Origin of the sequence: Nitratireductor sp. XY-223 (genome assembly GCF_004959855.1) — a bacterium.
GTDB lineage: Bacteria > Pseudomonadota > Alphaproteobacteria > Rhizobiales > Rhizobiaceae > Hoeflea_A.
The window spans coordinates 174647-200068 of the sequence record NZ_SPNT01000008.1 but is presented as its reverse complement, the minus strand read 5'-3'; the positions used below and the strand labels follow the sequence as shown (position 1 = coordinate 200068).

Here is a 25422-nt window from a genome sequence, read left to right as displayed (position 1 = left end):
ATGTGTAAACTTAGACGGGAGGAACACATGCCCAATCTCAGCAGGCGAAAGCTGTTTGCAGCCGCGATCGTCGCGCCGACCCTGATGATCGCCGGCCCGGTAACGGCACAGGACAAGGGTGATGTCACCATCAGCCACTACTTTACCGGCGAGTTCGGCCAGAAGGTCTTCAACGAGCAGGTCGCCAAATTTGAAAAGGACACCGGCTACAAGCTGAAGAACAGCCCGATCGGTCACGAGGACTTCAAGACCGGGATTCTGGTGCAGGCCGCAGGCAAGAGCCTTCCCGACGTGTTCAGCTACTGGGCGGGTGCCCGCGTCCAGTTCGTTGTCGATTCCGGCGCGCTGCATCCCATCGACGACATGTGGAAAAAGGACGGCCTCGACAAGGTCATCGCAAAGTCCGTTGCCGACAGCGCGACGGTCTACGACGGCAAGCGTTACCTGGTGCCGTTCAATTACCACTATGCCGGCATGTTCTATAACACCAAGGTCATGGCCGATGCGGGCATCACCGAGATGCCGAAGACCTGGGAGGAATTCCTCGCGGCCTGCGAAACCCTCAAGGGCAAAGGCGTAACGCCCATCGCCCTCGGCTCCAAGGACCGCTGGCCTGCCCAGTTCTGGTTCGACTACCTGCTGCTTCGCACCGCCGGACCGGAATACCGCGCCAAGCTGATGGATGGATCGGCCTCCTATGACGATGAAGAGGTCAAACACGCCATGGGCCTTTGGAAGGAGCTCGTCGACAAGGGCTATTTCGTTGCCAACGCCAACGCCGACGGCTGGACCGACGCGTCCGACAAGGTGGCGCGCGGCGATGCCGCCATGACGCTTATGGGAACCTGGATCACCGGCTACTGGAACGGCATCGGACTGGTTCCCGCCGACGACTACGACTTCTTCCCGTTCCCGGAAATCAACGCCGGCGTTTCGAACGCCGTGGTCGGTCCGGTCGACGGCCTGGTCATCGCCGCCAACGCCGAGAACGTCGAGGGCGCGGAAGCCTTTGTCGACTACATGACCGCCAATGTCGACGTTCAGACCGAGTGGACGAAAACCTACGGCGCACTGTCGGCGAATGTGAATGTCGACCCGGCCAACTACAACGCCGTCATGCAGAAGGCGTTCACCACCGTTGCCAATGCGGAAACCTTCGCCTTCAACTACGACCTGGCGACGCCGCCGCCCGTCGCCGAAGTCGGTCTTTCCATGTTCGCACGATTCATGGATGATCCGAGCAAGGTCGACGACATCCTCGCTCAAGCCTCGAGCGATGCCGCGGGCGCGTTCAAGCAGTAAGCTGAGTCACAGCTCGATTCCGCGGTCGCCGGGAGCCATCCGGCGGCCGCCTGCAAAGGGAAAAATCGATGGAGCGGGAAGACCGTTTCTGGCGGATCGTATTGCTGGCCTTGCCGCTCGGTGTTTTCACGCTTCTGGTGGTCTGGCCGCTTGTCAGTTCATTCTACTACAGTTTCACAAACTGGAACGGCTTCAGCTCCGACTACGATTTCGTCGGGTTCGAGAATTTCGCCAAGATCTACACCGACAGGCTGTTTCTGGGCGCCGCCATCAACACGGCCATCTGGATTGCCGCCGCGATCCTGCTGCCGACGCTGCTCGGCCTCGGCCTCGCGCTCCTCATCGACAGCCGCATACCGGGCGGCCCGGTGTTCAAGTCGATCTTCTACCTGCCGATCTGCCTTTCGGCGATCGTCGTCGGCCAGATCTGGGTGTGGATATACCAGCCCGACTGGGGGCTGTTGAACACGGTCATCAGCCAGGTGACCGGCAACACACTCAACTATGCCTGGCTTGCCAAACCCGACACGGCGCTTGGCTCCGTCATCGTCGCCTGGTCGTGGCAGCAGACCGGGCTTTCCATGGTCATCTATCTCGCCGGTCTGACCTCAATCTCCGAGGACCTCCTTGAAGTCTGCGAGATCGAGGGCGCCTCGGCCTGGCAGCGCATCCGCCATGTCATCATCCCGCTTTTGACCCCGGCGACCGTGGTGGTCGTTGCGCTCAGCGTCATCAACTCGCTGAAGGGCTTCGACATCCTCTTCATCATGACCGGCGGCGGCCCGTTCAACAGTTCGGACACGCTCGCCATGCACATGTACAACGAATCCTTCAAGAAATATCTGATGGGCTACGGCAGTGCGATCTCGGTTGTCCTGTTCCTTCTGGCGCTGACCATCATCCGCATCTACTTCCGCCAGCTAAAAAAGGTGGACGAGATTTATGGCTGACGCGCAGATCCTCGACGCCGTCGAAACACCGCGCAAGCCGTTCAATCCCTGGCCGGCGGTCATCTTTGTCGTGCTTGTGTGCCTTGCCGTGCTGTTCCTGGCGCCGACCATCGGCGTGCTGTTGTCGTCGGTCAAGACGACAAGGGACATCGCGCTCGGCGAACTATGGTCGATCCCCACGCAACTCTATCTCGGCAATTTCGCCGAGGTGCTGAACAATCCGGCGGTCCACCGGTACCTGATCAACACGCTGCTGGTCGCCGCGCCTGCAACCGCCGCCTCCATCGCGCTCGGCGTGCTCACCGGATACGTCTTTGCCAAGATGCCGTTTCGCGGCAGCGATCTTCTGTTCCTGGCGATCGTCTCCGGCATGTTCTTTCCGCCGCAGGTCATTCTCATCCCGCTTTTCCGCCTGTTCAACGCGGTCGGCCTCATCGACACGCTGTGGCCGCTCATCTTCATCCACACGGCAATGGGCATCCCGATCTGCACGCTCCTGATGCGCAATTTTTTCGCAACGGTGCCCAACGCGCTGCGGGAGGCCGCTATCCTGGAGGGCGCCAACGAATGGCAGGTGCTGACGAAGGTTGCGCTGCCGCTCAGCCTGCCGGCGCTTGCCGTCCTGGCAACGCTGCAATTCACCTGGATCTGGAACGATTTCCTGTGGCCGCTGATATTCACCCAGTCGGACGAAAAGCGGACCATCATGCTCGGTCTCGTCAACCTGCGCGGTCAGTATTCCGTCGCCTGGGGCGTTCAGGGCGCGCTGTCGCTGATCGCCACCCTGCCGACGCTGGTCGTGTTCCTGTTCTTCCAGCGCTACTTCATCAAGGGCATGACGATGGGCGCGGTCAAAGGTTAGGAAAATGGCACAACTCATTCTCGAAAACATCCGCAAATCATTCGGCGACGTGCAGGTCATCAACGGCGTCGACCTTGCCGTCCGGCATGGTGAGTTCGTTGTCTTCGTCGGACCGTCGGGCTGCGGCAAGTCCACCATGCTGCGCATGATCTCGGGACTCGAAAGCGCCACGGAAGGCCGCATCGTGATCGGCGAGCGCGACGTCACGCACGTAGCGCCCGCCAAGCGCGAGATCGCCATGGTGTTCCAGTCCTATGCGCTCTTCCCGCATATGACGGTGGCCGAAAACATCGGTTTCGGCCTGAAGCTTGCCAAGACGCCACGCGCCGAAATCGACCGCCGCGTGCGCGAAGTCGCGGCCACCCTGCAGATCGAACCGCTGCTCGACCGCACGCCGCGCCAGCTCTCAGGCGGCCAGCGACAGCGCGTTGCCATCGGCCGCTCGATCATACGCGATCCGAAGGTCTTCCTGTTCGACGAGCCGCTTTCGAACCTGGATGCAGCGCTGCGCGTGCAGATGCGGCTGGAGATCGCCAGGCTGCACAACCGCATTGACGCAACGATGATCTACGTGACCCACGATCAGACGGAGGCCATGACACTGGCCGACCGCATCGTCGTCTTCAATGCTGGGCGAATCGAGCAGATCGGAACACCGATCGAGCTTTACGACAATCCGGCCAACACCTTTGTGGCCGGCTTCATCGGGGCGCCTTCCATGAATTTCGTTTCCGCTGACGTCACGCAGGAGAACGGTGTTCCCGCCGTCCGGTTCGGTTCGACGACGGTGACCGCCGACCGGCATGAAATCAAGGCGGCGCCCGGTCCCGTCACGCTCGGGATCCGGCCCGAACACCTGTCCATGGCCGACAACGGCGCGGCGGACTTCGAGGCCAAGATCGAAATCATTGAGAAACTCGGGGCCGAATCCCTCATCTATCTGCAAACGGAGTTCTCGGCCGAGCCGGTTACCATGCGGGTCTCGCCCGAGTACAGGCTGCAGCCCGGAGACATGGCGCCGGTCCATATCGACCGATCGAAGATGCATCTCTTCGACCCGAGCGGAACGGTGGTCTGAACCCACCCAGCTGCAAAAAAGAGGCGCTTCGAAAAGCGCCTCAACTCAGCCAGCGGACATGCTGGCCTTGGGAGTGTGGAAGATCCTACTTGCCCCAGATCTTTGCGTATTCGTCCCGGTAGCCGTTGCCCGGATCGAAGATGTTCTTGTCGCCGCCGTCGGAGGATATGTTTTCCGCCGTCACCACGTGGAGCGGTGAGGTGTAGCCGGACCAGTCCTCACCCTGCATGGCGCGGTTAAGCTCGTCGACGAGCTGCCAGCCTTGAAGATTGAGGGGCTCGGCAACCGTGACCGACTGATACTGTCCGCCGCGGATGCGCTGGTAGGCGCTTTCGGATCCGTCGCCGGCCGCAACCGCCTTGGGATTGGCATCGCCCTTGACGCCGGCGGCGGCGAGTGCCGGTCCCATGAAGTCGAAATAGATGTCGTTGATGGCCAGGCTGTGGGTCCAGTCATCGCCGTAGCGCTGCAGCAGCGCCGTGGTCAGGGTCGGCATGCGGTTCGACGTGTCGGCAATCGGCGTGTCGACATATTCCAGAACGGTGCCGCCAAGCGCCTCGATCGTCTCCTTGATGCGGTCGGCCTTGGCGATGGCGATGGCATAGGTCGAATCGGTGAAGATCACCACTTTCGGCGCGCCGCCGGCATCGGCGAAGGCCCATTGCGCCGCTGCCGCCGAGACCTCCATGGCGTCGGTCGAGACGTTGGCGAAGATGCCGTTGTCGGGATCCGGCCCGATGACCGGAGAGGCATGCCAGCTGACCATCGGTATGCCGGCCTCGCGGGCCTGTGCCATGCCGGCCTGCTGTTCGACCGCGTCGAAGCCGTTGATGATGATGCCGTCCGGTTTCAGGGCCATGGCCTGGCCGAAGGCCGCGGTGCGGCCGGAGATGGTGCCGGCACCGTCAAGGACGCGCACCTCCCAGCCGATCCGGTCGGCCGCCTCCTCGACGCCGTTGGTGACGCCGAGGATGCCGCCATTCTTCATGTCGGCGGCCAGCACCACGATGGTCTTTCCGTCGGCGGCTTTCGGGCCAGACGTCGGCCCGTCCCAGGCGCTCTTCTGGCCGGCATGTTTCTTCACCGCATCCATGGCGTCCGAGACGGCGTCGGCGGCGGCCGGCAGCGCGGGCAGCGCGACGCCGGCTGCAAGCATTGCGGTGACAAAGGTTCTTCTCAGCATGTTTTCCTCCCTGAGCGGTGTTGCGTTATTTTCGGGACGCGCCCTTGCGGCGCTGCGCATAACCGGCAATGCCGATGGCAACGAGCAATGTCACGCCGTTGAACATGGGCTCGACCCAGAACGAGCCCCCGAACTGTTGAATGCCGGAGATGCCGACCGCCAGGATCGCGACGCCGACAATGGTGCCCCACACGTTGACCCGGCCCGGCTTGATCGTGGTCGAGCCGAGGAAGGCGCCGACCAGCGCCGGCAGCAGGTATTCAAGGCCGACGCTCGCCTGGCCGATGCGCAGCTTGGAGGCCAGGATGACACCGGCAAGCGCGGTCATGAGACCCGATGAAATGAAGGCGCCGACCACGAATTTGCGCGTCGGAATGCCGTTGAGCTCGGCGGCCCGCGGATTGGCGCCGATGGCGTAGAGATAGCGGCCGATGGGCGTGTATTCGAGCAGCAGCCACATGGCGACGGTGATTGCCAGCACGTAGTAGCCGGTGATCGGCAGACCGAACAGGAACGTGCCGTTCACGGCATAAAAACCTTCGGGCAAAACGCCCACCACCTGTCGTCCGCCCGTGTGCCAGAGCGCCAGCGCATAAAGCACCGTCCCGGTGCCCAGCGTTGCGATAAAGGCGTCGATCTTGGCGATTTCAACGAGAATGCCGTTGAGGAAGCCGACGAAGGCGCCAAGGCACAGCACGATGAGGACGGCAATCGGCCAAGGAATGCCGAACATCGTCTGCAGCGATATGGCAAGGATATGCCACAAAACGATGCCGTAGCCGACCGTTAGGTCGATGCGGCCCGCCGCCATCGGGATCATCGCCGCGAGGCTCAGCAGCGCGATGATCGCCTTGTCGGAGATAATCGCGCGCAGGTTCAAAAGGGTCGGAAACGTATCCGGCAAGAGGATCGAGAACAGGATGATGAGACCGAGGGTCAAAAGCACGAGGCCGTAGACCGGGGCCAGCCGTATCAATTTGGCCGTCAGCGACAGTTCCTTCATCTCGGCACGGGTCGGCTCGAGGGCGTTTGATTCAATTGACTGCATGGTTGACCCTTTCGCCAATGGCATCCTCGGCCTCGCCGGCGGATGCCGCCTGGATCAGTGTCTCGGTGGAAAGACCGACGCCGGACAGCTCGGTGACGACGTGGCCGCGACTGAACACGATCGCCCGGTGACAGATGGCCGCCACTTCCTCGAAATCGGTGGAAACGACGAGAACGGCCATGCCGCGCGAGACCGCATCGAATAGCAGCGCGTAGATCTCGGCCTTGGCGCCGACATCGACGCCGGCCGTCGGATCTTCTGCGATCAGCATCCTGCGGTTCGCCGCAAGCCAGCGTCCGACCACAACCTTCTGCTGATTGCCGCCGGAAAGCGCTTCGATGGCCAGGGTCGGATCGTTGGGGCTGAGGCCGAGGCTTTGCCCAAGGGCGATCGTGTCGGCGTCCTCGTCTCCGACGGACTTGAAGGAGAACAGCCCCCTGCCCGTGACTTCAGGATTGAGATAGGCGTTCTCGCGGATGGTGAGCGCCGGCGCGATGGATTCGACGACGCGGTCACGGGCAACGAGCCCGATGCCGGATTGCATGGCCGTGCGCGGCGAGGAAAGATCCGGCGCGGCACCGCCGAGCTGAACCTCTCCAAAGTGCTCCGTCTCGCCAAAGAGGCTGCGGCCGATATCCTCGTGACCGGCCCCGCGCAGGCCGACAAGCCCGACGATCTCGCCTTCATGGACCTCGAAGCTTGCGGGACCGACGGTCTCGGTTCGCAGATCGCGGACCGACAGGATCGCCGATCCGTCGCCGCTGTCCGGGCGGTCCACCTCGCGGGTCCGTTTGCCGACGATCAGGCTGACCAGTTCCTCGGGCGTGGTGTGGGCGATGTCGCGCATGCCGACCATCATCCCGTCGCGCAGGACGGATACCCGGTCGGCGATCTTGAAGATCTCGTCGAGGCGGTGCGACACGTAGATCATGCCGACACCCTTTTCCTTCAGCGGGCGCAGCGCGGCAAACAGGCGTTCCACTTCGTCAGCCGGAAGGCTGGCCGTCGGTTCGTCGAGAACAAGGTAGTCGCATTCGACCGCCAGGGCGCGGGCGATCGCCACGAGCGATTTTTCCGTCCGGCTGAGATCGGAAATACGGGTCGTCGGGTCGAAATCGCAGTCGACCTTCTGCAGTGCCTCGGCTGCACGCTCATCTGCTGCGGACCAGTTGATCAGCCCGCCCCTGCGCGCGTAGCCCTGCGCCAGGGCCATGTTCTCGGCGATCGTCATCCATTCGATGAGGCCGAGATCCTGGTGGATAAAAGCGACCGCCTGGCGGTGGTCGACGCGGCCCGGTGCGTGCGCATAGACCTCACCGTCGATATAGACGCCGCCGCTGTCGGCCTTGTGAATGCCGCCGAGTACCTTGATCAGGGTCGATTTGCCGGCGCCGTTCTCGCCGAGCAGTGCGACGATCTCGCCACGGTCGACATGCATCGAAACGCCGCGCAGCGCATGCGTGCCGCCAAAGGTTTTGACGACATTGTCGAAAAACAAACCGCTGCGCGAATCGACGGCCATAGCGCTCCTCCCCGCCGGCAGCGCACTTTTTTGGTTGCGTTACCGGTAACTCAATGGCAGCATATGTTGCACCTCGGATGCGAGTCAAGCAGAATGTTATCGATAACTTAAACGTCGACAATTCGGGAACAGCAGGTGTCGAAGAGCCATAAACGAAGCGGTGTGAGCCTTGCGGAAGTCGCCAAGGCGGCCGGTGTTTCCAAGATGACCGCCTCGCGCGTCCTGCGCAATGCGAGCGGTTTTTCCGCCGAAACGCGCGACCGGGTGATGCGCGAGGTCGAGCGGCTCGGCTACGTTCCGAACCGTATCGCCGCCGCCTTCGGCTCGGAGCAGACATCGACCATTGTCGGCGTGTGCGTACCGCATCTTTCGAGCACGCTTTACGGAACCGTGCTCGACAGCATCAACCACGCCTTTTCCCGCTTCGGATACCAGACGATCATCGGTTCGCACGAAAACGAGCCGGAGGCGGAAGAGGCCTGGGTGCGCAACATTCTGTCATGGCGGCCGGCCGGGGTGATCATCAGCGGCCGCACCCACACGACGGCGACGATCGAGCTGTTGAAGGCACAGGCGGTTCCGATCGTCGAGATCTGGAACCTCAACACCAGCCCGCTCGACATCTCCGTCGGCTTCAACCATTACGACTGCGGGCGCGAGATGGGCCAATACATGCTCTCGAAAGGGCGGCGCCGGATCGGCTATGTGGGCGCGGAAGCCAATGCGCCGGGCATGGGCGCCGCGCGGCTCGAAGGTTTCGAGGAAGCCTTGCGCGCATCGGATCGGCCGCTCGCGACCAAAGAGGTGCTGATCGACCGGCCGGGATTTTATGCCGGGTTCTACGGCACGGAGACGGTTCTCAACCGGGCCGGCGATATCGACGCGATCTACTTCCAGGACGATGCCATGGCGATCGGCGGCATGTTCTATTGCCAGTCGAAGGGCATCGACATCCCAGGAGATGTCGGCATTGCGGGCTGGGGCAGCATGGAGGTCGCCTCGGTCATACCGCAGCGGCTGACGACAACGGCGGTCGGCACGCAAAGCCTCGGCAAATCCGCCGCCGAGGCGCTGATCTCGCGCATTCGCGGTGAACCGGTGGACGACGTCATCGTCGCGCCGACCCGGCTAGTTCCCGGCAACACGGTCTAGTTTCCCAAGTCCTCCAGCACGCCGCACAGGGCTTCGACCTTGGCCGATTTGACGTTCTTCGGCCAGATCATCAGCGTGCGCAGCGTGTTCTGCCCGGTCGGAAGGTGGTTTACGCGCAGGCGCTCCTTTTCCGGAAAGGAGGAAATGACGCTGTGCGGCACCAGCGCGGCGCCCATGCCGGTCAGCACGCAGCCCAGCATCGCGTGGTAGGACCCAAGTTCGATCGTGCGTTCGGGCAGGTCCTTGCGACCGGCATACCACTCTTCAAGCCGCCGGCGGTGCGGGCAGCCGTGTTCGAACACGATCACCGTGCGCGGCACGGGTGAGTTTTCATCGATGGCCGGATGGTCATGGGACGTGACGATCACCGGCTCTTCCTCGAACGCGACAATCCAGTCGAACTTCGCCTCGGCGATAGGTTCGGCGACCAGGGCGGCGTCGATCTCTCCCGCCAGGAGCGCGTTCGCGAGCTGCGTCGGATTGCCGGTACGCATCTCGAGCACCACCTCGGGATACTTCTCGGCATAGGCGGAAAGCGGTCCGGGCAGCCGCACCGCCGCCGTGCTCTCCATCGATCCCAGCCGGAACAGGCCGCGCGGGTTCTTGTCATGCAGCGCCGATTCCGCCTCGTCGGCGAGCGCCAGCAGCCGGTCGGCATAGTCGAGCAGCGTCCTGCCCGCCGGCGTCAGGATGAGTTTCTTTCCCTGCCGGTCGAACAGCCTTGTCCGCAGCCTGTCCTCAAGCTGGCGGATGCGCGTGGTGACGTTGGACTGTACGCGGTTCAGCTTCTCGGCTGCCCGGGTGATACCGCCTTCGTGCACCACCGCGGTGAATATCCTCAGATCGCTCAGTTCCATCCATCTCTCCCTGAGAATGAAATCATCCTAATTATTCATTTTTTTGCACGCCAGAAAAGACCTATACAGCGCCCGGGTCGGACGTCCGATCCCGAAGCTCGAGATGGGAGGACACCATGAACCGAGACCAGATTACAATTGTCCAGGATACCTGGCAGCACGTTCTGCCGATCGCGGAGGTGGCCGCCGATCTCTTTTACGACCGGCTGTTCGAACTGGACCCCGGCGTGAGGGATCTGTTCGCCAAAACGGACATGTCGGCGCAGAAGGCAAAGCTGCTTGCGACGCTGGCATCGACCATCGCCGGCCTCAACACGTCCACCACGCTGCTGCGCGACCTGGAAGAACTGGGGCGCAAGCATGCGGCCTACGGCGTGCAGCCGGCGCATTACGCGGTGGTAGCGGAGGCGCTCATCTGGACGCTCGAAAAGGGCCTCGGCGAGCGCTGGTCGGACGAGGCGGCCAAGGCCTGGGCCGCGGCTTACGAACTGATCGCCGGCCAGATGCAAAAGGGTGCAAATACGCACCGAAATGGCGATTCGCGCCGTGCCGTGTAACCCGTTCGCACGGGAACAGGAAAGGAATCCACCATGACGAAGGGATACTGGGTTGTCCGCGTTTCGGTCAAAAACGCCGACAACTATCCGGACTACCTGGCTGCCGCCAAACCGGCTTTCGAGAAATTCGGCGCCCGGTTCCTGGTGCGCGGCGGCCGCTACAACGCGCCGGAGGGCGTGGCCCGCGACCGCAATGTCGTCGTGGAATTCCGCGACTACGACACGGCGCTCGCCTGCTACCAGTCGCCCGAATACCAGGCGGCGCAGAAGATCAGGGCGGCCAATGCGGACGCCGATTTCCTGATCGTCGAGGGTGCCTGACCGAACAGAAGGCGCTTCAGGTGCCGCCCCAGGGGCCGTGATGGGCGCCCGCCTCGTCGACCCGCTCGAAGGAGTGGGCGCCGAAAAAGTCCCGTTGCGCCTGGATCAAATTGGCGGTCGAACGGCCGGTGCGCATCATGTCGAAATAGCTGAGCCCCGCCGACAAGGCCGGAGCCGGGTTGCCGCTCCTGGTCGCCTCGCCGACCGCCGTCCGGAGATCCGACCCGGTGCGCTTGAGGATGTCGGCAAAAAACGGCGCGAACATCAGGTTCATGTCCTCATGCGCGGCAAGCGCCTCGGCCATGTCGTTCAGCAAAGTCGAGCGGATGATGCAACCCGCCCGCCAGACGCGGGCGATATCCGGCAGCGGCAGCGACCATCCGAATTCCCCGGAAGCTGCGCCGAGCATGGCGAAGCCCTGCGCGTAGCAGGCGATCTTGCCCGCAAGCAGCGCATTTTCCAAAAGGCCGACGGAAATGGTCTCCGGGTTCACCGGCTGCGGCGCCGGTCCGAACAGGCACTCGCCGGCCCGGCGCTCCTCCAGCCGGGCGGACATGTTGCGGGCCGCGACCGCGGCTTCGATCGCCGTGATCGGCGTGCCCAGGTGCTGGGCCTCGATCACGGTCCAGCGGCCGGTGCCCTTCTGCCCGGCGCGGTCGAGGATCACGTCAAGGACGGGAAGCCCGGTCTTCGGATCGATCGCGCCGGCCGCGGCGGCGGAAATCTCGATCAGATAGGATTTCAGGGGCCCCTCGTTCCATGCGGCAAAAACGCCGGCGATGTCCGCGGCGCTTCTTCCGAGCCCGTCGCGCATCATGCCATAGGTCTCGGCGATCATCTGCATGTCGGCATATTCGATGCCGTTGTGCACCATCTTGACGAAATGACCCGCGCCGCCCTCACCCATCCAGGTGGCGCAGGGCGTTCCCTCATATTTCGCGGCAATCGCCTCGAGCATGGGCGCGACGCGGTCCCAGGCGGGCCGCGGACCACCGCCCATGATGGACGGTCCATGCCGGGCGCCCTCCTCGCCGCCGGAGACGCCGATGCCGAGGAACAGCGCGCCGCTCTTTCCGGCCTGTTCCGACCTTCGATTGGTATCGCGGAAGTTCGCGTTGCCCGCGTCGATGATCAGGTCGTCGCTATCGAGCAACGGCCGCAGGGCCTCGATGTGCGCGTCGACAACCGGCCCGGCCGGCACCATGAGGATTATGTTGCGCGGCGGCGCGATCGCCGCAACGAAGGCCTCCAGGGTCTCGCAGGGCACCAGCCGGGACGCCAGTTCACCGGCCTCCGCATGGAAAGCCCGCGTCCGCTCGACGGTGCGGTTGTAGACGGCGATGTCGTAACCCTTCTCGGCAATGTTCAGCGCCAGGTTGCTTCCCATGGTGCCGAGGCCGACGAGGCCGAAATGCGGTGCTCGATCACTCATGGCCGCTGTACGCCCGTACGGTTCAATATGACCGAATAGACACTGGTCGTTGCCGTGATGAACAACTGATGCTTGGCACGTCCGCCGAAACAGACATTGGACACGAGTTCCGGCACGAGGATTTTGCCAAGAAGCGTTCCGGACGGGTTGATGCAATGAACGCCATCGGCAGCGGAGGTCCAGATATTGCCGTCGCTGTCGACGCGGAACCCGTCGGATTTTCCGGGATCGACAACGTGGAAGACATCGCCGCCGGAAAGGCCGCCGTCCGAGACACCGAAAGCGCGGATGTGACCGTGCCCCTCGGGGTCGAACATGGTGCCCGTATCGGCAACATAAAGGACGCTCTCGTCGGGCGAGAATGCAAGCCCGTTGGGGCACTGGAAATCGGTGAGCACCGCGTCGATCGATCCGCGATCGGGATCGACACGATAGACATGGCAGGGCAGCTCCTGATCGGACTTGTAGCCCTCATAGTCCGTCATGATGCCGTAATGCGGGTCGGTGAACCAGATCGTTCCGTCCGACTTGACCACGACGTCGTTCGGCGAATTGAGCCGTTTGCCGTCAAAGCCGTCGGCGATGACCGTGATCGCGCCGTCATGCTCGGTTCGCGTGACGCGCCGCGTGCCGTGCTCGCAGGATACCAGGCGCCCCTCCCGGTCGCGCGTGTGGCCGTTGGCGAAATTCGACGGCGCCCGGAAAACCGACACGCCGACATCGGGGATCCAGCGCATAATGCGGTTGTTGGGAATATCGGAAAACAGCAGTTGGCCGGCATCGCCGAACCAGACCGGCCCCTCGACCCAGGAGAATCCGGTCTCGAGCTGCCTGACCGGCGCATTGCCAAGCACATAGGTGTTGAAGACCGGATCGGTCGCCTCGAAAAATGTCATGTTTCCACCCTGACTATAGATATGTTATCGATAACATATCTCGACACTCTGGCAAGGGCCAATTTCATGAACCTGTTTATCACACAGACCCAACTGACACATCACGCCGTCATGGCAATGCTGGCGGCCGCCGTTGCCAAGGCCGAGGAGATCGGCCAGCCGCAATGTATCGTCATTGTCGATGCGGGCGGGGAACTCCTTGGTGAACTGCGTATGACCGGGGCCAAGTTCCTGAGCCGGCGCAGCGCCAGCGCGAAGGCGCTGACGGCCGCCTCCACGGGCGCGCCCAGCGCAAAAATACCGGAGGCGGTGCGCACGGCCGCGGGCCTTGCCACGCAAGGCGGCGTGACCGGCCTTCCCGGCGGGCTGCCGATCCGCAAGGACGGCGCGCTCCTGGGCGGCATCGGTGTCGGATCGGGATCCGGCGATCAGGACATCGCGGTCGCACGGGCGGCTCTTGCAGCGGTCGGCGCGGACGATATCGACTGACGATTTAGGAAAAATCGATCTGGGCTTTCATCGCTCGGCTGCGGTCATTGGCGATCTCAAACGCCGTCTCGGCTTCCCGCAACTGCACCGTATGCGTGATCAGCGGCTTGACGTCGATCAGGCCGGACCGCATCAGCGAAACCGCTACGGCAAACTCTTCATGGAAACGGAAAGAGCCGCGAAGCTCCAACTCCTTGGACGTCAGCGCCATCATCGGCACGGACATGTCGCCGCCCAGGCCCAACTGCAGAATGACGCCACGCGGGCGCATCGCCGCGATCCCCGCGGCCAGCGCCGGCTGAGCGCCGGAGCATTCGTAAAACACATCGAATGCGCCATTGCCCTCCTCGTATGCCGAGAGCGCCTCGGGATCATCGGCGGCATTGATGAGCCGGTCCGCTCCCGCACTGGATGCGACGGCAAGCGCATTGGCCGCCAGATCGGTCGCGACGATTTCGGCAGCGCCCGCCCGGCGGGCGGCGAGGATGGCGAGCGTTCCGATCGGCCCGCATCCCGTCACAAGGACCTTCTTGCCCAGCATCTCGCCCGCCCGGCGGGTCGCGTGCAGGGTCACCGACAACGGCTCCGCCATGGCCGCTTCCGCGGCACTCAAGCCGTTGGCTACCACACATTGCGAAGCGTCCACCACGAGTTCCTCGCGAAAGGCGCCCTGGACGTGGGGAAACGGCATGGCCGATCCGTAAAACCGCATATTCAGGCACTGGTTACGCAAGCCTTCCGTGCAGTACCGACAGTGCCCGCAGGGCCGCGACGGCGAGACGGCGACTAGATCACCGACCGAGAGACCCTCGACGCCCGCGCCAAGTTCGGTGACATGTCCGGACACCTCATGGCCAAGGATCATCGGCTCCTTGAGGCGGACAGGGCCGAAGCCTCCGTGGTTGTAATAGTGGAGGTCGGATCCGCAGACGCCGCCGACCGCCAGGCGGACAAGGACCTCTCCCGGCCCCGGCCTGGCCGACGGTCGTTCCTCGATCCGCAGATCCCCGGCCTTGTGGATGACAATCGCTTGCATGGCTGGGTTCCTAGAGCACTGGCGTGAGCAGTTCTTTGCCGGCAAAATGCGCGGCGAGATTATCGCGCACCAGCTTGCCCATCGCCTTGCGGGTCTCGACGGTGCCCGATGCATGATGGGGCTGCAAAAGCACGTTGTCCAATTTCAGAAAACGCGGATTGATATCCGGCTCGCCCTCGAACACGTCGAGCGCCGCGCTTCCGAGCGCGCCCGTTTCCATCGCGTCGAGCAACGCCTCCTCGTCGACATTCGAGGCCCTTGAGATGTTGATCAGCATGCCGTCCGGGCCAAGCGCGGAAATCACGTCCCTTCCGACGATGTGCCGTGTCTCCGCCGACGCGGCGAGCGTCACGAACAGAAAATCAGACCGCTCGGCCAGGGCGGCGGGCGTGTCGACGAACGTCCAGTCCGGGGCAAAATCACGCGGCGCGATGTCACAATAGGCAATGTCCATGTCGAAACCGGACAGACGCTTGCCGACGGCGTAGCCGATCCGCCCCAGTCCGAGGATCCCGGCACGCTTTCCATGCACGCGGGACTTCAGTTCATAAATCCCCCTGCCCGCCCAGTTGCCGCTGCGGACCCAGCTCTCCGCCGCGATCATGCCGCGCGCCTGCGCAAGCATCATGGCAACGCCGAGATCGGCAACGTCCATGGTCAGCACATCGGGCGTGTTGGTCACCCTGATGCCGCGCTCCCGCGCGGCCTCGAGGTCCACCGCATCGAAGCCGACCCCGTAGACGGAGATGATCTCCAGATTGGGCAGCGCCTCGATCATCGCCCGGTCGGCGCCCATCTCGCCGCGGGTCGCGATGCCGCGAACGGTGCCGGCGCAACCGGTCAGAAAGGCCGGCTTGTCGTCCGCCTCGAAATAGCGGTGCATCTCGAAAGCGGCGTTGAGCGGTTCCTCATCCCAGGCCGGATAGGGTCCGACCTGTAAAATGCCAATTTTGCCCATCTTTGTGCCATTCTCCATAAAAGCGCTTGCAAAATGTTATCGATAACATATACAAACCTTCCAGGCGTTGTCGAGACAAAAGGAATTAAATTTGACCCAGGGAAAAACGCTCTTCGACCTGTCCGGAAAGACAGCGCTCGTCACCGGTTCATCACAGGGCATCGGCTTTGCGCTTGCCCGCGGCCTGGCCAAGGCGGGCGCCGGCATCATCCTCAATGGCCGCGATCCGCAGAAGCTGGAAAGCGCCGCAGAGGTGTTGCGCGGCGAAGGCTGGAATATCCATTCCTGCGCCTTCGACGTTACCGACCACGGGGCCGTCGAGAGCAGCATCAACGGTCTGGAAGCCGATGTCGGCGCCATCGACATACTGGTCAACAATGCCGGCATGCAGCACCGAACGCCGCTTGAGGATTTCGATCCCGCAATGTTCGACAAGCTGCTGCAGACGAATATCGCGTCCGTCTTCAATGTCGGACAGGCGGCGGCGCGGCACATGATCACCCGCGGCGCCGGCAAGATCATCAACATCGCGTCGGTCCAGACCGCCCTCGCCCGGCCCGGCATCGCGCCCTACACGGCCACCAAGGGAGCCGTCGGCAACCTGACGAAAGGCATGGCGACCGACTGGGCGAAATACGGCCTGCAGGTCAACGCAATCGCGCCGGGTTATTTCGACACGCCCCTCAACGCGGCCCTGGTGGCCGATGCGGAATTCAGCGCCTGGCTTGAAAAAAGAACGCCCGCCGGACGATGGGGTGAAATCGAGGAACTTGTCGGCGCCTGCGTGTTCCTCAGCGCCCCTGCTTCCAGCTTCGTGAACGGACACATCCTTTATGTCGACGGCGGAATCACGGCCTGTCTCTGACACCGCGCGGCTTTACGTCGTAATGGGCGTCGCCGGATGCGGAAAATCCTCGGTCGGGGCGGCCGTTGCCAGAAAATTCGGCGCGACCTATCTCGACGGCGACGATTTTCACCCGCCCCGCAACATCGACAAGATGAGCCGTGGCGAGGCCCTGACCGACGATGACCGGTGGCCCTGGCTGAAGATCGTCGCCCGCGAAATGGCGGCCCGGCCGGGAAAGGTTTTCGCGGGCTGTTCGGCGCTGCGGCGGATTTACCGGGACACGATCGCAGAAGTCGCGGGCGAGCCGGTGACATTTGTCTTCCTGGACGGCACTCGGGACCTGATCGCCGAACGCATGAATGCCCGGGAGGGCCATTTCATGCCGCTTTCGCTCCTGGACAGTCAGTTCGCGGCGCTCGAGAAACCCGAACCTGACGAACGGGCGATCGTCGTCGACATCTCCAAAGACCAGGCGCAGGTCGTCGAGGACATCTGTGCGCAAATCGGAAAGGACGGACCATGACCAACAGGATCGCATTGATCGGCGCCGGCGCCATGGGCGGCGCCATCGGCGCCCGCCTTGCCGAAACGGGCAATGAGCTGCATGTGTTCGACCTCGATGCGGAAAAAGTCGCCGCGCTTGTCGCGAAAGGCGCCCTTGCGGCGTCCTCGGGAGCCGATGCCGCTTCAAAGGCCGACTACGTCATCACCAGCCTCAATTCGGCAAATATCGTGCGCGCCGCGGTGTTCGGTGCCGGCGGCGTTGCCGAGGGCGCGAAACCGGGAACACTGATCATCGACATGTCGTCGATCGATCCGAATTCCACCCGGGACCTGGCAGCCGAGGCGGCGCGGAAGGGTTTGCGCTGGGTGGACTCGCCGCTGTCCGGCGGCGCGCCGAAGGCGCTGACCGGCGAACTCACACTGATGGCCGGCGGCGATGAACGGGACGTTGCGGACGCCCACAATGTCCTGAAACACGTTGCGACCAACTACACCCATATGGGGCCGAGCGGGGCCGGCCAGACCACGAAACTGATCAACCAGGTGCTGTGCGGGCTGGGTTTTCTCGCCGTTGCCGAGGCAACGCAACTGGCGCTCGATGCCGGCGTCGATGCGGCGAAAATCCCGCAGGCGCTGAAGGGCGGGCGCGCCGACAGCGCGCTGCTTCAGGAATACATGCCACGCTATGTCGCCAAGGATTACCGGCGCACCGGCCGTATCGACAACATGGTGAAGGATCTCAACGGTGCCCAGGATCTGGCCCGCCAGACCAATACGTCCATGCCGTTAACGGCGGTCTGCGCCGAGGTGCATCGCATGCTGACCGCGGCCGGTCTTGGCGGCGAAGATGAAGCGGCGCTGATGGAGTATTTCAGGGGACCCGCAAAGGAGAACCTGCCTTCATAACAGACAGCGTTTTCGATCACGGCGACACCTATTTTCGCCGGACGATGCCCCAGCCGATCGGCTTCATGCGATTGCCGGGGTGGCTTTCGTCCGGCCCCCAGATCGCCTGGTAGGTGTCGACCGCAAGGCCCCGGCGCTGCAGCAGCATAAAGACTGCAATCAGAAGCGCCCACCACAAGGCGGTAGCGATCCACATCCACCTTGGACCATTGGCGAGCCAGAGCCCGGATGCGGTCGCAATACATGCAACGAAAAGAGCGAGATAGCCGACGCTCTTGTGGAAATGCTCAAACATTTTTCGGCGCACGGTCATGTCGTAGTGATCGCCGGCCAGCGATCCGTCATCGGATGCATCCGTCGGCCCGCCCTTTGAGCCGCGGAATACACCGGTGAGGATCTGGAAGGCGCACAGGATGACGACCGCCCAGCCGAAGACGCGGTGCAGCGTGCCCGCTTCGCCGGTCGTCGGCGCCTGCCAGATCAGCCAGAGCGCTGCCAGGATGACGACACCGCCGCCATATTGCAGCACGCGGTGAGCAACCCACCAGGCCTGGTTGTCGACATGACGCGGCCAGTCCTGGCGCGGCATGATCTTGAAGAAGCGGGCGATGATGATGCCGAGCGGAAACAGGAACGACCAGGCCAGCACCATGAAACGGCCGTGCCAGGAGACATGCGCGCCGACCTCGTGCAGGCGGACCTGATCGATCGGCGCAAGCAGCCATTCGATCATCCCTTGACGGCCCCCGCCGTCATGCCGGTGATGATCTGCCGCGAGGCGATGAAGGTGAAGATGATCGGCGGGATCGCCAGCAGCATGCCGGTCGCCATGATCACGCCCCAGTCGATATCATGCTCGGTCAACGAGTTCACCAGCGTCACGGGCACCGTGCGCGTGCTGCGGTCGAGCAGCGCGTTGGCGAGCAGGAACTCGTTCCAGGCGATGCGGAAGGTGAAAATGGCCGCCGCGGCCAGGCCGGGCTTGATAACCGGCAGCACCACGAGGAAGAAAACCTGGAAGGCGTTGGCGCCATCCATCTTCGCCGCCTCCTCGAGCTGGATCGGCACCTGCTTGATGAAGCTCTGCAGGATCCAGATGACGAAGGGCAGGTTCATGGCAACGTAGATGAGGACGATGCCGCCATGTGTGCCGGCGAGACAGGCGTCCTCGCCAAAGCAGAAATTGAACGACCAGATGCCGAAGACGGGAACGAGAAGCACGGCCGGCGGCACCATGCGCATCAGAAGTGTCGTCAGCGAAACCGTGCCGCGGCCGAGGAAGCGGAAACGCACGATGCCGTAGGCGGCCATGCAGCCGAACACCAGGGTGATGCCGGTGGAGACCGTGGCGACGAAAAGCGAATTGCCGAGCGCGCGGCCGAAAGTCGGATTGCAGTATTCGACGTGCTGGGGCGTGTACCACAGGATATTGCACAGAACGGTCTCGTAGTTGCGCATGGTCGGCAGGAATATGAGGCTCGCCGTGTCGCTGACGATATCGACCTTCAGCCGGAGCGAGGTCAGCAGCATCAGGACAATGGGTCCGAGCGAGATGACGACAAGCGCGATCAGGAAGCCGTAGAAGAAAATGTCGGCGCGTTGCTCGTTGGTGGCGGGTGCCGACATCAGCCTGCCTCCTGGGCCGCGGCGCGCAGCCTTTGCTGGCGCATGTCCATGACCTTGTTGAAGAGGAACATGCCGAGCGTGATGATGAGGAGCAGCAGAAGAAGGTAATTCGACATTGCCGCCGCTTCGCCCAGTTCCCTGAATTCCGATGTGGTGCGCGAGATGCGCAGCGACAGGATCTCGGTCGACAGGCCCGGGCCGCCATTGGTCAGCACCAGGATCACCTCCAGCACCTTGAAGGCATCGATCAGCCGTAAAAGGCCGGCGATGATCAGCACGGGAAGCATCAGCGGCAGCTTGATGTGGATGATCTGCTGCCAGGTCGACGCACCATCGATGCGCGAGGCCTCGAGCGCCGACTGGGGCAGCGACTGCAGGGCGGCCAGCGACAGGATGAAGATGAAAGGCGTCCACTGCCACACATCCGCGATGATGACCGACGGCAGCGCCCAGTCGGGATCGGAGAGCCACGGGATCGGGTCAAGGCCCCAGCCCTTCAGCGTGCGGTTCAGGATGCCGACACTCGGGTGATACATGTAGCGCCACATCAGGCCGACGACGATCGGCGCGATCATCATCGGCAGGATGAAGATGGTGCGCAGCACCGACATGCCGCGGATCTTGCGGTCGAGCAGCAGCGCGAGGCCGACGCCGATGACCATTTCGAGCGTGACGACGACCGACGCGAATTTCAGCGTGACGAAGAAGGATTCGATGAAATTCGGATCCTTGAGGAGGTTTGTGTAATTGCGCAGTCCGATCCAATCGGCTTCGTGGATGCGCTGGCTGGGGTTCCAACTGAGAAAACTGGCATAGATCATGTAGCCGATGGGATAGAGCAGCGCGACGGCAAGCACGGCGCCGGCCGGCGCCAGGAAGAAATACGGCGTCAGGCGGTTCATGTTGAAGAACCGCGGCGCATGGCGCACCCTGCGTTCGCTCTTCAGGTCCGGTGTCGTGAGTTCGTGGCTGACCATCGCGTTGCCCGCTTGTGCTTAACGTTCATTTCGGGCGGGCGGAAGGATCCGCCCACCCGGTTTTCAGGAGATTATTGTTTCCAGGTGTCGTAGCCGGCGTCGGCCATGATGCCTTGCGTCCGCTCGGCAACGATGTCGAGCGCTTCCTGGACGCTCATTTCGCCGGTCATCGCCTTGGACAAGGTGGTGCCGAGTTCCGAGTTGATCTTGCCCCAGACCGGGATGATCGGGCGCCAGTCGGGATCGGCGTTCTTCAGCGCCTCGCCGAAGACCGCCATGTGCGGGTATTTGGCATTCACGTCCGGATCGGCGTGGGTCGAAAAGCGCGACGGGTTGCCGCCTTCGAGGGCGATCTTCTTGTCGGCCTCCTTGCCGGTCAGCCACTGCATCAAAAGGAAGGCGGCTTCTTTCTCCTGGGCATTCTTCGGGATGGCGATGCCGAAACCGCCGGTCTGCGAGCCGGCGCGGACATCAATCGGATGCGGCGCCCAGCCGACCTTGCCGACGACCTTGGACTTTTCCGGGTTCTCGACTTCACCGGCGACCACGGTCGAATCGAGGAACATGGCCGTCTGACCCTGCAGGAAAGCGTTCTTGGCTTCAGCGAAGCCGAAGGAAGTCGCCCCGTCCGGGCCGCAGTCGAGGATCGTCTTCAGCGCCTCACCGGCCCTGACGGCCTCGGGGCTGTTGATGACAGGGTTCCACTGGTCGTCAAGCACCTTTCCGCCCATCGGCGCGAGATGCAGGAGGAAGGCGTGGCTGGTCTGATGGCCGGATTTGCCGCGCGAGGCAAGCCCGCCCATGCCCGGCTCGAGCTCGGGAATCTTGCAGGCGAGTTCGAGTAGCTCGTCATAGGTCTCGGGAACCTTCAGGCCGTGCTTGTCGAAAATGTCCTTGCGGTAGCCGAGCACCGAGGTCTCGGAGCCGAAGGGAATGCCGAAGAGCGCGCCGGTGGGCCCGGGCAGATAACCCTTCTTGCCGCCGGCGACACCGATATTCTGGACATAGCCGTCGATCAGATCCTCGGGGTCGTAGTTCGGATTGGCAAGTTCTGGGTCCATGAAGAAACGCGCCAGCGGCTCGATCTGGTCGGCGTAGACATAGTCGGCCTTGGAGAAGACGACATAGGCGATCAGATCATAGTCGCCCTTGTTCTTGGTCAACTCCAGCGTCTGCTTCTCGCGCATCGCAAGATACTGCAACTGGTCGACCTCGACATTGATGCCGGTTTCTTTGGTGAATTCGGGCAACACCTTCATCACCGCGTTGAAATGCGGGTGGGCGGGGAAATTCACGACGAGGGTCTTGCCGCGATGCTCCTCGTAGGGATCGGCCAGCGCACCGGCGGCGCACAGGGCAAGCCCGACCGCGGCCAGTGATGTGGTCTTCAAGAGTTTCAGCATATGTGGTTCCTCCCTTTTGCTGAAAGCGGAAAATCAAACGGGTTCACAGCCGCGCGCCGCTGGCGCGGTCAAACAGCATGATGTCCTCGGGGCGCACGCCGAAGGTCATGCTGACGCCCGATTTCATGGGCGTGGCACTGTCATATTCGACGAGCACTTCCTCCTCGCCGCAGCGGGTCACGAGCACGGACTGAGCGCCGAGATATTCGGAAACGGCGAGATGCAATTCGATCGGCGCGCCCACTTTCGGGTCGGCACTGAAGGAGGACGGCCGGATGCCGACGGAAACATCGCCGGGGGTATTTCCGTTGAGCCGGCCGGACTGTTCATCCGTCAGCGGCAACAGGAAACCGTCGCCGCGCACCCACAGCCTGTCCGCCTCGCGGGCCAGGCTGCCGCCGAGGAAATTCATCGTCGGACTGCCGATGAAGCCGGCGACGAACTGGTTGGCCGGTGTCTTGAACAGTTCTTCCGGGCTGCCCTGCTGCTGGATGACGCCCTCCGACATGACGACGATGCGGTCCCCCAGCGTCATCGCCTCGATCTGGTCGTGGGTGACGTAGATCATGTTCTTGTCGAGCGTGTCGCGCATCTCCGCGAGCTCGGTGCGCATCTTGGCGCGCAATTTGGCGTCGAGGTTCGACAGCGGCTCGTCAAAGAGAAATGTTGACGCATCGCGCACCAGCGCCCTGCCCATGGCGACGCGCTGGCGCTGACCGCCGGAGAGCTCCGCCGGCTTGCGATCCAGCAGGTGGGCGATGTTGAGCATTTCGGCGACGCGTTGCACCTTGGCGGCTATTTCGGCGCGTGGCGCGCGCTGCAGCCGCAGGGCGAAGGACATATTCCGTGCGATGTCCATATGCGGATAGAGCGCGTAGTCCTGGAACACCATCGCGAGATCGCGGTCCTTGGGGGCCAGGTGGCTGATCGGCGCGTCATCGAAATAGATTTCGCCGGCGGACAGCGATTCGAGGCCTGCCAGGATGCGCAGTGTCGTCGATTTCCCACAGCCGGACGGACCGACGAGGACGGTGAACTCGCCGTCGTTCAATTGAAGATCGAGCGGCGGCAATACACGCACCGTCCCGAAGCTCTTTTCGATGTGGTCGAAATGGATCTTTGGCAAACGAATGGCCTCCCGACAAAGTCCGCACTGGCTCCTCCGACCAGTTTATGTTACCGATAACATCATCACTGGGAGAACCGATTGCAAACGAATATTCGGCAATCAACGTTAGCGCTAACGTTGATTCTAGGTTGCAAAAACAGAACTTAAGCCTCTGACAAACATGAATAAAACCCATTCAAAGCGAGAAGCGTATGACTGACGGGAGAACCGACCGACGCCCCGCCAAGATCGAGGATGTGGCGCGCGAGGCCGGTGTCTCGATCATGTCGGTGTCGCGCGTCATGCGCGGTGTGGAGGGCGTTTCAGCCAAGCGGCGCACCGAAATCCTGGCAATCGCCAAGCGCCTGGGTTACGCGCCAAACCGCGTCGCGGGCTCATTGGCGGCAGCCAATTCCACGCTCATCGGCGTGTCGGTGCCGACGCTGTTCGAAGCGGTGTTCGCCGAGATCTTTGCCGGCATGCGCGATATCTTTTCCAAGGCCGGCTTCCAGACCGTCATGGACACGACCGAATACCAGCCGGACCGCGAGCGGCGCTGGGTGAGCCGCATGGTCTCCTGGCATCCGGCAGGCATCATCCTGTCGGGGATCGACCACACGAACCGGGCGCGACGCCAGCTCGTCGACGCGGGCATCCCGACGCTGGAAATCTGGGACCATACGGACGACCCGATCGACCTTTGTGTCGGCGTCGATCATTTTGCCGCCGGCAGGGCCGTGGGCCGCCACCTTGTCGCACTCGGCTACCGGCGGCCGGCCTATGTCGGCATCGAGTGCGGCTGGGACCGGCGCGCGGAAGCACGGTTTCACGGATTTTGCGAAGCATTTTCGGAAAAGGGCGTGACCCGCGTCCCGGACTTTCGCGCCGACCGGCGGGCCTCGTTCGAAAGCGGCCGGTGTGCCGCCGAACGGGCGCTTGGCGAATTGGCGGACAACCCCGATGTCCTCTACTTCCTCAACGACCACATGGCCTTCGGCGGACTGATGGCCTGCGAGGCACACGGTCTGGACGTGCCGCGCGACATCGGCATCGCCGGCTTCAACGGGCTCAATATCAATGCCGTGCTGAAAAAACCGCTTACCACCTCGATCACGCCGCGCACGCTGATGGGCGCGACCGGCGCGCGCATGCTGGTCGCAAAGATCCTCGGCGCGAAGACCGAACGATCCATCTGCATGCCGGTGGAGCTCTTCGCCGGCGAAACCACACGACCGCTGCGCGCTTCCTCCGGATTTCGGCCTGTGTTAGATGCTGGCGCCAACAAGAGGGGATGACTGGGATGAAACCAAAAGCGCCGACAATGGCGGATGTCGCGGCGGCGGCAGGCGTTTCGACGATGACGGTCTCGCGGGCGCTCAAGCCCGACACGTCGGTGAGCGAAAAGACGCGCACAAAGATCCAGGAAGCCGCCGATGCGCTCGGCTATGTGCTGGACAGTTCGGCCGCGAACCTTTCGTCGCGCAAGACGGGCTTCGTCGCGGTGACCATCCCGTCTATCAACAACTCCAACTTCGCCGATACGCTGCGCGGCATTGTCGATACACTGCGCGGCACCGACCTGCAGGTCCTGCTCGGCTACACCGACTATTCCAAGGACGAGGAGGAACGACTGATCGAACAGTTCCTGCGCCGCCGGCCCGAGGCGATCGTGGTCACCGGCGGCGCGCACACGGAGCGCTGCCGGCGGCTGATCGGCAATTCCGGCGTGCCCGTGGTCGAGACCTGGGACCTGCCTGAAATGCCGCTCGGCGATGTGGTCGGTTTCTCCAACGCGGCCGCAGGACGGCTCATGGTCGAGCACTTCATCGAACAGGGTTACGGCAAGATCGGCTTCATCGGCGGCGACACTTCGCGCGACACGCGCGGTCTCGACCGGCGGCGGGGATTCGTTGCGGCGCTGGAGGCGAACGGGCTTGCGGCCGACCGGCTGGTGGCCACCGGCCCACCGCCGATCACCATGCGCGAGGGGGCGCTTTCGATGCGCCGCATGCTGGACCGGTGGCCGGACACCGAGGCGGTCATGTGCGTCTCCGACCAGGCCGCCTTCGGCGCCATGACCGAGGCGCAACGGGCCGGCTTGAAGGTCCCGCAAGACATCGCGGTGGCCGGCTTCGGCGCCGACGCCCTTTCCGAGCACGCGATACCGGCGATTACGACCGTCGACGTATCGTGCGAGGAAATCGGCGTGCGCACGGCAACCGTGCTCTTGCGGGCACTGGGGCTCGCCGAGGGAACCCTGGCACCCGAGAGCAAAGTGACACCGCGGCTCATTGCCCGCGACAGCACGACGAACGCGGCGCGGCGATCAAGCTGAATGCGGATCGCCACACAGTGATTTTGACGCTGCGACAACCGGTCCAGCGCAATCAAAAGCAAGACACACGATA

General features: G+C 63.1%; 26 protein-coding genes. 13 read left to right on the top strand and 13 right to left on the bottom strand.

Going from position 1 to position 25422, the window contains the following annotated elements:
* The first annotated feature begins 27 nt into the window (after positions 1-27).
* The 4 genes from E4M07_RS23045 (at position 28) to ugpC (ending at position 4192) form a co-directional block, all read left to right on the top strand.
* Positions 28-1302, top strand: coding sequence for an extracellular solute-binding protein (locus E4M07_RS23045; RefSeq protein ID WP_136660753.1), 1275 nt, complete (start codon positions 28-30; stop codon positions 1300-1302).
* A gap of 68 nt (positions 1303-1370) precedes the next feature.
* Complete coding sequence (locus E4M07_RS23040; protein WP_136660752.1) at positions 1371-2252, top strand: sugar ABC transporter permease; 882 nt, start codon at positions 1371-1373, stop codon at positions 2250-2252.
* Positions 2245-3114: a carbohydrate ABC transporter permease gene (locus E4M07_RS23035; protein WP_136660751.1), complete on the top strand. Its 870-nt coding sequence runs from the start codon at positions 2245-2247 to the stop codon at positions 3112-3114. Before E4M07_RS23040 ends, E4M07_RS23035 begins: the two co-directional genes overlap by 8 nt.
* A gap of 4 nt (positions 3115-3118) precedes the next feature.
* Positions 3119-4192, top strand: coding sequence for a sn-glycerol-3-phosphate ABC transporter ATP-binding protein UgpC (ugpC, locus tag E4M07_RS23030; protein ID WP_136660750.1), 1074 nt, complete (start codon positions 3119-3121; stop codon positions 4190-4192).
* Positions 4193-4277: 85 nt separating this feature from the next.
* Here the strand turns inward: ugpC and E4M07_RS23025 are convergent, their stop codons facing one another.
* Genes E4M07_RS23025 through E4M07_RS23015 form a run of 3 tightly spaced genes read right to left on the bottom strand, consistent with a single transcriptional unit; the run spans position 4278 to position 7945 of the window.
* Entirely contained in the window at positions 4278-5375 is a 1098-nt protein-coding gene (locus tag E4M07_RS23025; protein WP_136660749.1) for a substrate-binding domain-containing protein, read from the bottom strand.
* Between the two features lie 25 nt (positions 5376-5400).
* Complete coding sequence (locus tag E4M07_RS23020) at positions 5401-6423, bottom strand: ABC transporter permease (protein WP_136660748.1); 1023 nt, start codon at positions 6421-6423, stop codon at positions 5401-5403.
* Positions 6410-7945, bottom strand: coding sequence for a sugar ABC transporter ATP-binding protein (locus E4M07_RS23015; RefSeq protein ID WP_136660747.1), 1536 nt, complete (start codon positions 7943-7945; stop codon positions 6410-6412). Before E4M07_RS23015 ends, E4M07_RS23020 begins: the two co-directional genes overlap by 14 nt.
* Before the next feature lie 135 nt (positions 7946-8080).
* Between E4M07_RS23015 and E4M07_RS23010 the strand changes: the two genes are divergently transcribed.
* Positions 8081-9097: a LacI family DNA-binding transcriptional regulator gene (locus E4M07_RS23010; protein WP_206057370.1), complete on the top strand. Its 1017-nt coding sequence runs from the start codon at positions 8081-8083 to the stop codon at positions 9095-9097.
* Here the strand turns inward: E4M07_RS23010 and E4M07_RS23005 are convergent.
* Positions 9094-9954, bottom strand: coding sequence for a LysR substrate-binding domain-containing protein (locus E4M07_RS23005; protein WP_136660746.1), 861 nt, complete (start codon positions 9952-9954; stop codon positions 9094-9096). The genes E4M07_RS23010 and E4M07_RS23005 overlap by 4 nt on opposite strands.
* A gap of 116 nt (positions 9955-10070) precedes the next feature.
* On the opposite strand from E4M07_RS23005, the gene E4M07_RS23000 reads away from it, so the two are divergent.
* Positions 10071-10511, top strand: a complete 441-nt coding sequence (locus E4M07_RS23000; RefSeq protein WP_136660745.1) for a globin family protein — start codon at positions 10071-10073, stop codon at positions 10509-10511.
* A 33-nt stretch (positions 10512-10544) separates the two neighbouring features.
* Positions 10545-10832, top strand: a complete 288-nt coding sequence (locus tag E4M07_RS22995; protein WP_136660744.1) for a DUF1330 domain-containing protein — start codon at positions 10545-10547, stop codon at positions 10830-10832.
* Positions 10833-10848: 16 nt separating this feature from the next.
* Here E4M07_RS22995 and gndA read toward each other — a convergent pair whose 3' ends face one another.
* Both gndA and E4M07_RS22985 read right to left on the bottom strand, forming a co-directional pair.
* Positions 10849-12264 (bottom strand): NADP-dependent phosphogluconate dehydrogenase, encoded by a 1416-nt coding sequence (gene gndA, locus E4M07_RS22990; RefSeq protein WP_136660743.1) that lies wholly within the window; start codon positions 12262-12264, stop codon positions 10849-10851.
* The gene (locus tag E4M07_RS22985; protein ID WP_136660742.1) at positions 12261-13160 is read right to left on the bottom strand and encodes an SMP-30/gluconolactonase/LRE family protein; all 900 of its coding nucleotides are present in this window, start codon (positions 13158-13160) and stop codon (positions 12261-12263) included. The genes gndA and E4M07_RS22985 overlap by 4 nt, the downstream gene beginning before the upstream one ends.
* Before the next feature lie 66 nt (positions 13161-13226).
* Here E4M07_RS22985 and E4M07_RS22980 point away from each other — a divergent pair, with 66 nt between their 5' ends.
* Positions 13227-13649 (top strand): heme-binding protein, encoded by a 423-nt coding sequence (locus E4M07_RS22980; RefSeq protein ID WP_136660785.1) that lies wholly within the window; start codon positions 13227-13229, stop codon positions 13647-13649.
* A gap of 4 nt (positions 13650-13653) precedes the next feature.
* Here E4M07_RS22980 and E4M07_RS22975 read toward each other — a convergent pair whose 3' ends face one another.
* Entirely contained in the window at positions 13654-14685 is a 1032-nt protein-coding gene (locus E4M07_RS22975) for an L-idonate 5-dehydrogenase (protein ID WP_136660741.1), read from the bottom strand.
* Between the two features lie 10 nt (positions 14686-14695).
* Positions 14696-15643 carry a 2-hydroxyacid dehydrogenase gene (locus tag E4M07_RS22970; RefSeq protein WP_136660740.1) on the bottom strand — a complete coding sequence of 316 codons (948 nt, stop codon included), beginning with the start codon at positions 15641-15643 and terminating at the stop codon, positions 14696-14698.
* Positions 15644-15734: 91 nt separating this feature from the next.
* Between E4M07_RS22970 and E4M07_RS22965 the strand changes: the two genes are divergently transcribed.
* The 3 genes from E4M07_RS22965 to E4M07_RS22955 are packed head-to-tail and all read left to right on the top strand — an operon-like array spanning position 15735 to position 17900.
* The gene (locus E4M07_RS22965) at positions 15735-16508 is read left to right on the top strand and encodes an SDR family oxidoreductase (RefSeq protein WP_136660739.1); all 774 of its coding nucleotides are present in this window, start codon (positions 15735-15737) and stop codon (positions 16506-16508) included.
* Complete coding sequence (locus E4M07_RS22960) at positions 16477-17013, top strand: gluconokinase (protein ID WP_136660738.1); 537 nt, start codon at positions 16477-16479, stop codon at positions 17011-17013. Before E4M07_RS22965 ends, E4M07_RS22960 begins: the two co-directional genes overlap by 32 nt.
* Entirely contained in the window at positions 17010-17900 is an 891-nt protein-coding gene (locus tag E4M07_RS22955; RefSeq protein ID WP_136660737.1) for an NAD(P)-dependent oxidoreductase, read from the top strand. Before E4M07_RS22960 ends, E4M07_RS22955 begins: the two co-directional genes overlap by 4 nt.
* A gap of 28 nt (positions 17901-17928) precedes the next feature.
* On the opposite strand, the gene E4M07_RS22950 is transcribed toward E4M07_RS22955, so the two are convergent.
* The 5 genes from E4M07_RS22950 to E4M07_RS22930 form a co-directional block, all read right to left on the bottom strand.
* Positions 17929-18633, bottom strand: a complete 705-nt coding sequence (locus E4M07_RS22950; RefSeq protein ID WP_136660736.1) for a cytochrome b561 domain-containing protein — start codon at positions 18631-18633, stop codon at positions 17929-17931.
* A complete protein-coding gene (locus tag E4M07_RS22945) occupies positions 18630-19526 on the bottom strand; it encodes a carbohydrate ABC transporter permease (protein ID WP_136660735.1) in 897 nt (298 codons plus the stop codon). Before E4M07_RS22945 ends, E4M07_RS22950 begins: the two co-directional genes overlap by 4 nt.
* Positions 19526-20503 (bottom strand): sugar ABC transporter permease, encoded by a 978-nt coding sequence (locus E4M07_RS22940; RefSeq protein ID WP_246660565.1) that lies wholly within the window; start codon positions 20501-20503, stop codon positions 19526-19528. The genes E4M07_RS22945 and E4M07_RS22940 overlap by 1 nt, the downstream gene beginning before the upstream one ends.
* Before the next feature lie 71 nt (positions 20504-20574).
* Positions 20575-21906, bottom strand: a complete 1332-nt coding sequence (locus E4M07_RS22935; RefSeq protein ID WP_136660734.1) for an extracellular solute-binding protein — start codon at positions 21904-21906, stop codon at positions 20575-20577.
* A gap of 43 nt (positions 21907-21949) precedes the next feature.
* Entirely contained in the window at positions 21950-23032 is a 1083-nt protein-coding gene (locus E4M07_RS22930) for an ABC transporter ATP-binding protein (RefSeq protein ID WP_136660733.1), read from the bottom strand.
* A gap of 194 nt (positions 23033-23226) precedes the next feature.
* Between E4M07_RS22930 and E4M07_RS22925 the strand changes: the two genes are divergently transcribed.
* Complete coding sequence (locus E4M07_RS22925) at positions 23227-24309, top strand: LacI family DNA-binding transcriptional regulator (protein WP_136660732.1); 1083 nt, start codon at positions 23227-23229, stop codon at positions 24307-24309.
* A gap of 5 nt (positions 24310-24314) precedes the next feature.
* Entirely contained in the window at positions 24315-25349 is a 1035-nt protein-coding gene (locus tag E4M07_RS22920; RefSeq protein WP_348640532.1) for a LacI family DNA-binding transcriptional regulator, read from the top strand.
* The last annotated feature ends 73 nt before the right edge of the window (positions 25350-25422 follow it).

Coding starts and splice junctions, on each gene's coding strand:
- E4M07_RS22960 (WP_136660738.1), top strand. CDS start 16,477: ATGTCGACGGCGGAATCACGGCCTGTCTCTGACACCGCGCGGCTTTAC.
- E4M07_RS22975 (WP_136660741.1), bottom strand. CDS start 14,685: ATGCAAGCGATTGTCATCCACAAGGCCGGGGATCTGCGGATCGAGGAA.
- E4M07_RS23025 (WP_136660749.1), bottom strand. CDS start 5,375: ATGCTGAGAAGAACCTTTGTCACCGCAATGCTTGCAGCCGGCGTCGCG.
- gndA (WP_136660743.1), bottom strand. CDS start 12,264: ATGAGTGATCGAGCACCGCATTTCGGCCTCGTCGGCCTCGGCACCATG.
- E4M07_RS22945 (WP_136660735.1), bottom strand. CDS start 19,526: ATGTCGGCACCCGCCACCAACGAGCAACGCGCCGACATTTTCTTCTAC.
- E4M07_RS23045 (WP_136660753.1), top strand. CDS start 28: ATGCCCAATCTCAGCAGGCGAAAGCTGTTTGCAGCCGCGATCGTCGCG.
- E4M07_RS22980 (WP_136660785.1), top strand. CDS start 13,227: ATGAACCTGTTTATCACACAGACCCAACTGACACATCACGCCGTCATG.
- E4M07_RS23040 (WP_136660752.1), top strand. CDS start 1,371: ATGGAGCGGGAAGACCGTTTCTGGCGGATCGTATTGCTGGCCTTGCCG.
- E4M07_RS23035 (WP_136660751.1), top strand. CDS start 2,245: ATGGCTGACGCGCAGATCCTCGACGCCGTCGAAACACCGCGCAAGCCG.
- E4M07_RS23005 (WP_136660746.1), bottom strand. CDS start 9,954: ATGGAACTGAGCGATCTGAGGATATTCACCGCGGTGGTGCACGAAGGC.
- E4M07_RS22950 (WP_136660736.1), bottom strand. CDS start 18,633: ATGATCGAATGGCTGCTTGCGCCGATCGATCAGGTCCGCCTGCACGAG.
- E4M07_RS22995 (WP_136660744.1), top strand. CDS start 10,545: ATGACGAAGGGATACTGGGTTGTCCGCGTTTCGGTCAAAAACGCCGAC.
- E4M07_RS22920 (WP_348640532.1), top strand. CDS start 24,315: ATGAAACCAAAAGCGCCGACAATGGCGGATGTCGCGGCGGCGGCAGGC.
- E4M07_RS22935 (WP_136660734.1), bottom strand. CDS start 21,906: ATGCTGAAACTCTTGAAGACCACATCACTGGCCGCGGTCGGGCTTGCC.
- E4M07_RS22970 (WP_136660740.1), bottom strand. CDS start 15,643: ATGGGCAAAATTGGCATTTTACAGGTCGGACCCTATCCGGCCTGGGAT.
- E4M07_RS22940 (WP_246660565.1), bottom strand. CDS start 20,503: ATGGTCAGCCACGAACTCACGACACCGGACCTGAAGAGCGAACGCAGG.
- E4M07_RS22955 (WP_136660737.1), top strand. CDS start 17,010: ATGACCAACAGGATCGCATTGATCGGCGCCGGCGCCATGGGCGGCGCC.
- ugpC (WP_136660750.1), top strand. CDS start 3,119: ATGGCACAACTCATTCTCGAAAACATCCGCAAATCATTCGGCGACGTG.
- E4M07_RS23020 (WP_136660748.1), bottom strand. CDS start 6,423: ATGCAGTCAATTGAATCAAACGCCCTCGAGCCGACCCGTGCCGAGATG.
- E4M07_RS22925 (WP_136660732.1), top strand. CDS start 23,227: ATGACTGACGGGAGAACCGACCGACGCCCCGCCAAGATCGAGGATGTG.
- E4M07_RS23015 (WP_136660747.1), bottom strand. CDS start 7,945: ATGGCCGTCGATTCGCGCAGCGGTTTGTTTTTCGACAATGTCGTCAAA.
- E4M07_RS23000 (WP_136660745.1), top strand. CDS start 10,071: ATGAACCGAGACCAGATTACAATTGTCCAGGATACCTGGCAGCACGTT.
- E4M07_RS22985 (WP_136660742.1), bottom strand. CDS start 13,160: ATGACATTTTTCGAGGCGACCGATCCGGTCTTCAACACCTATGTGCTT.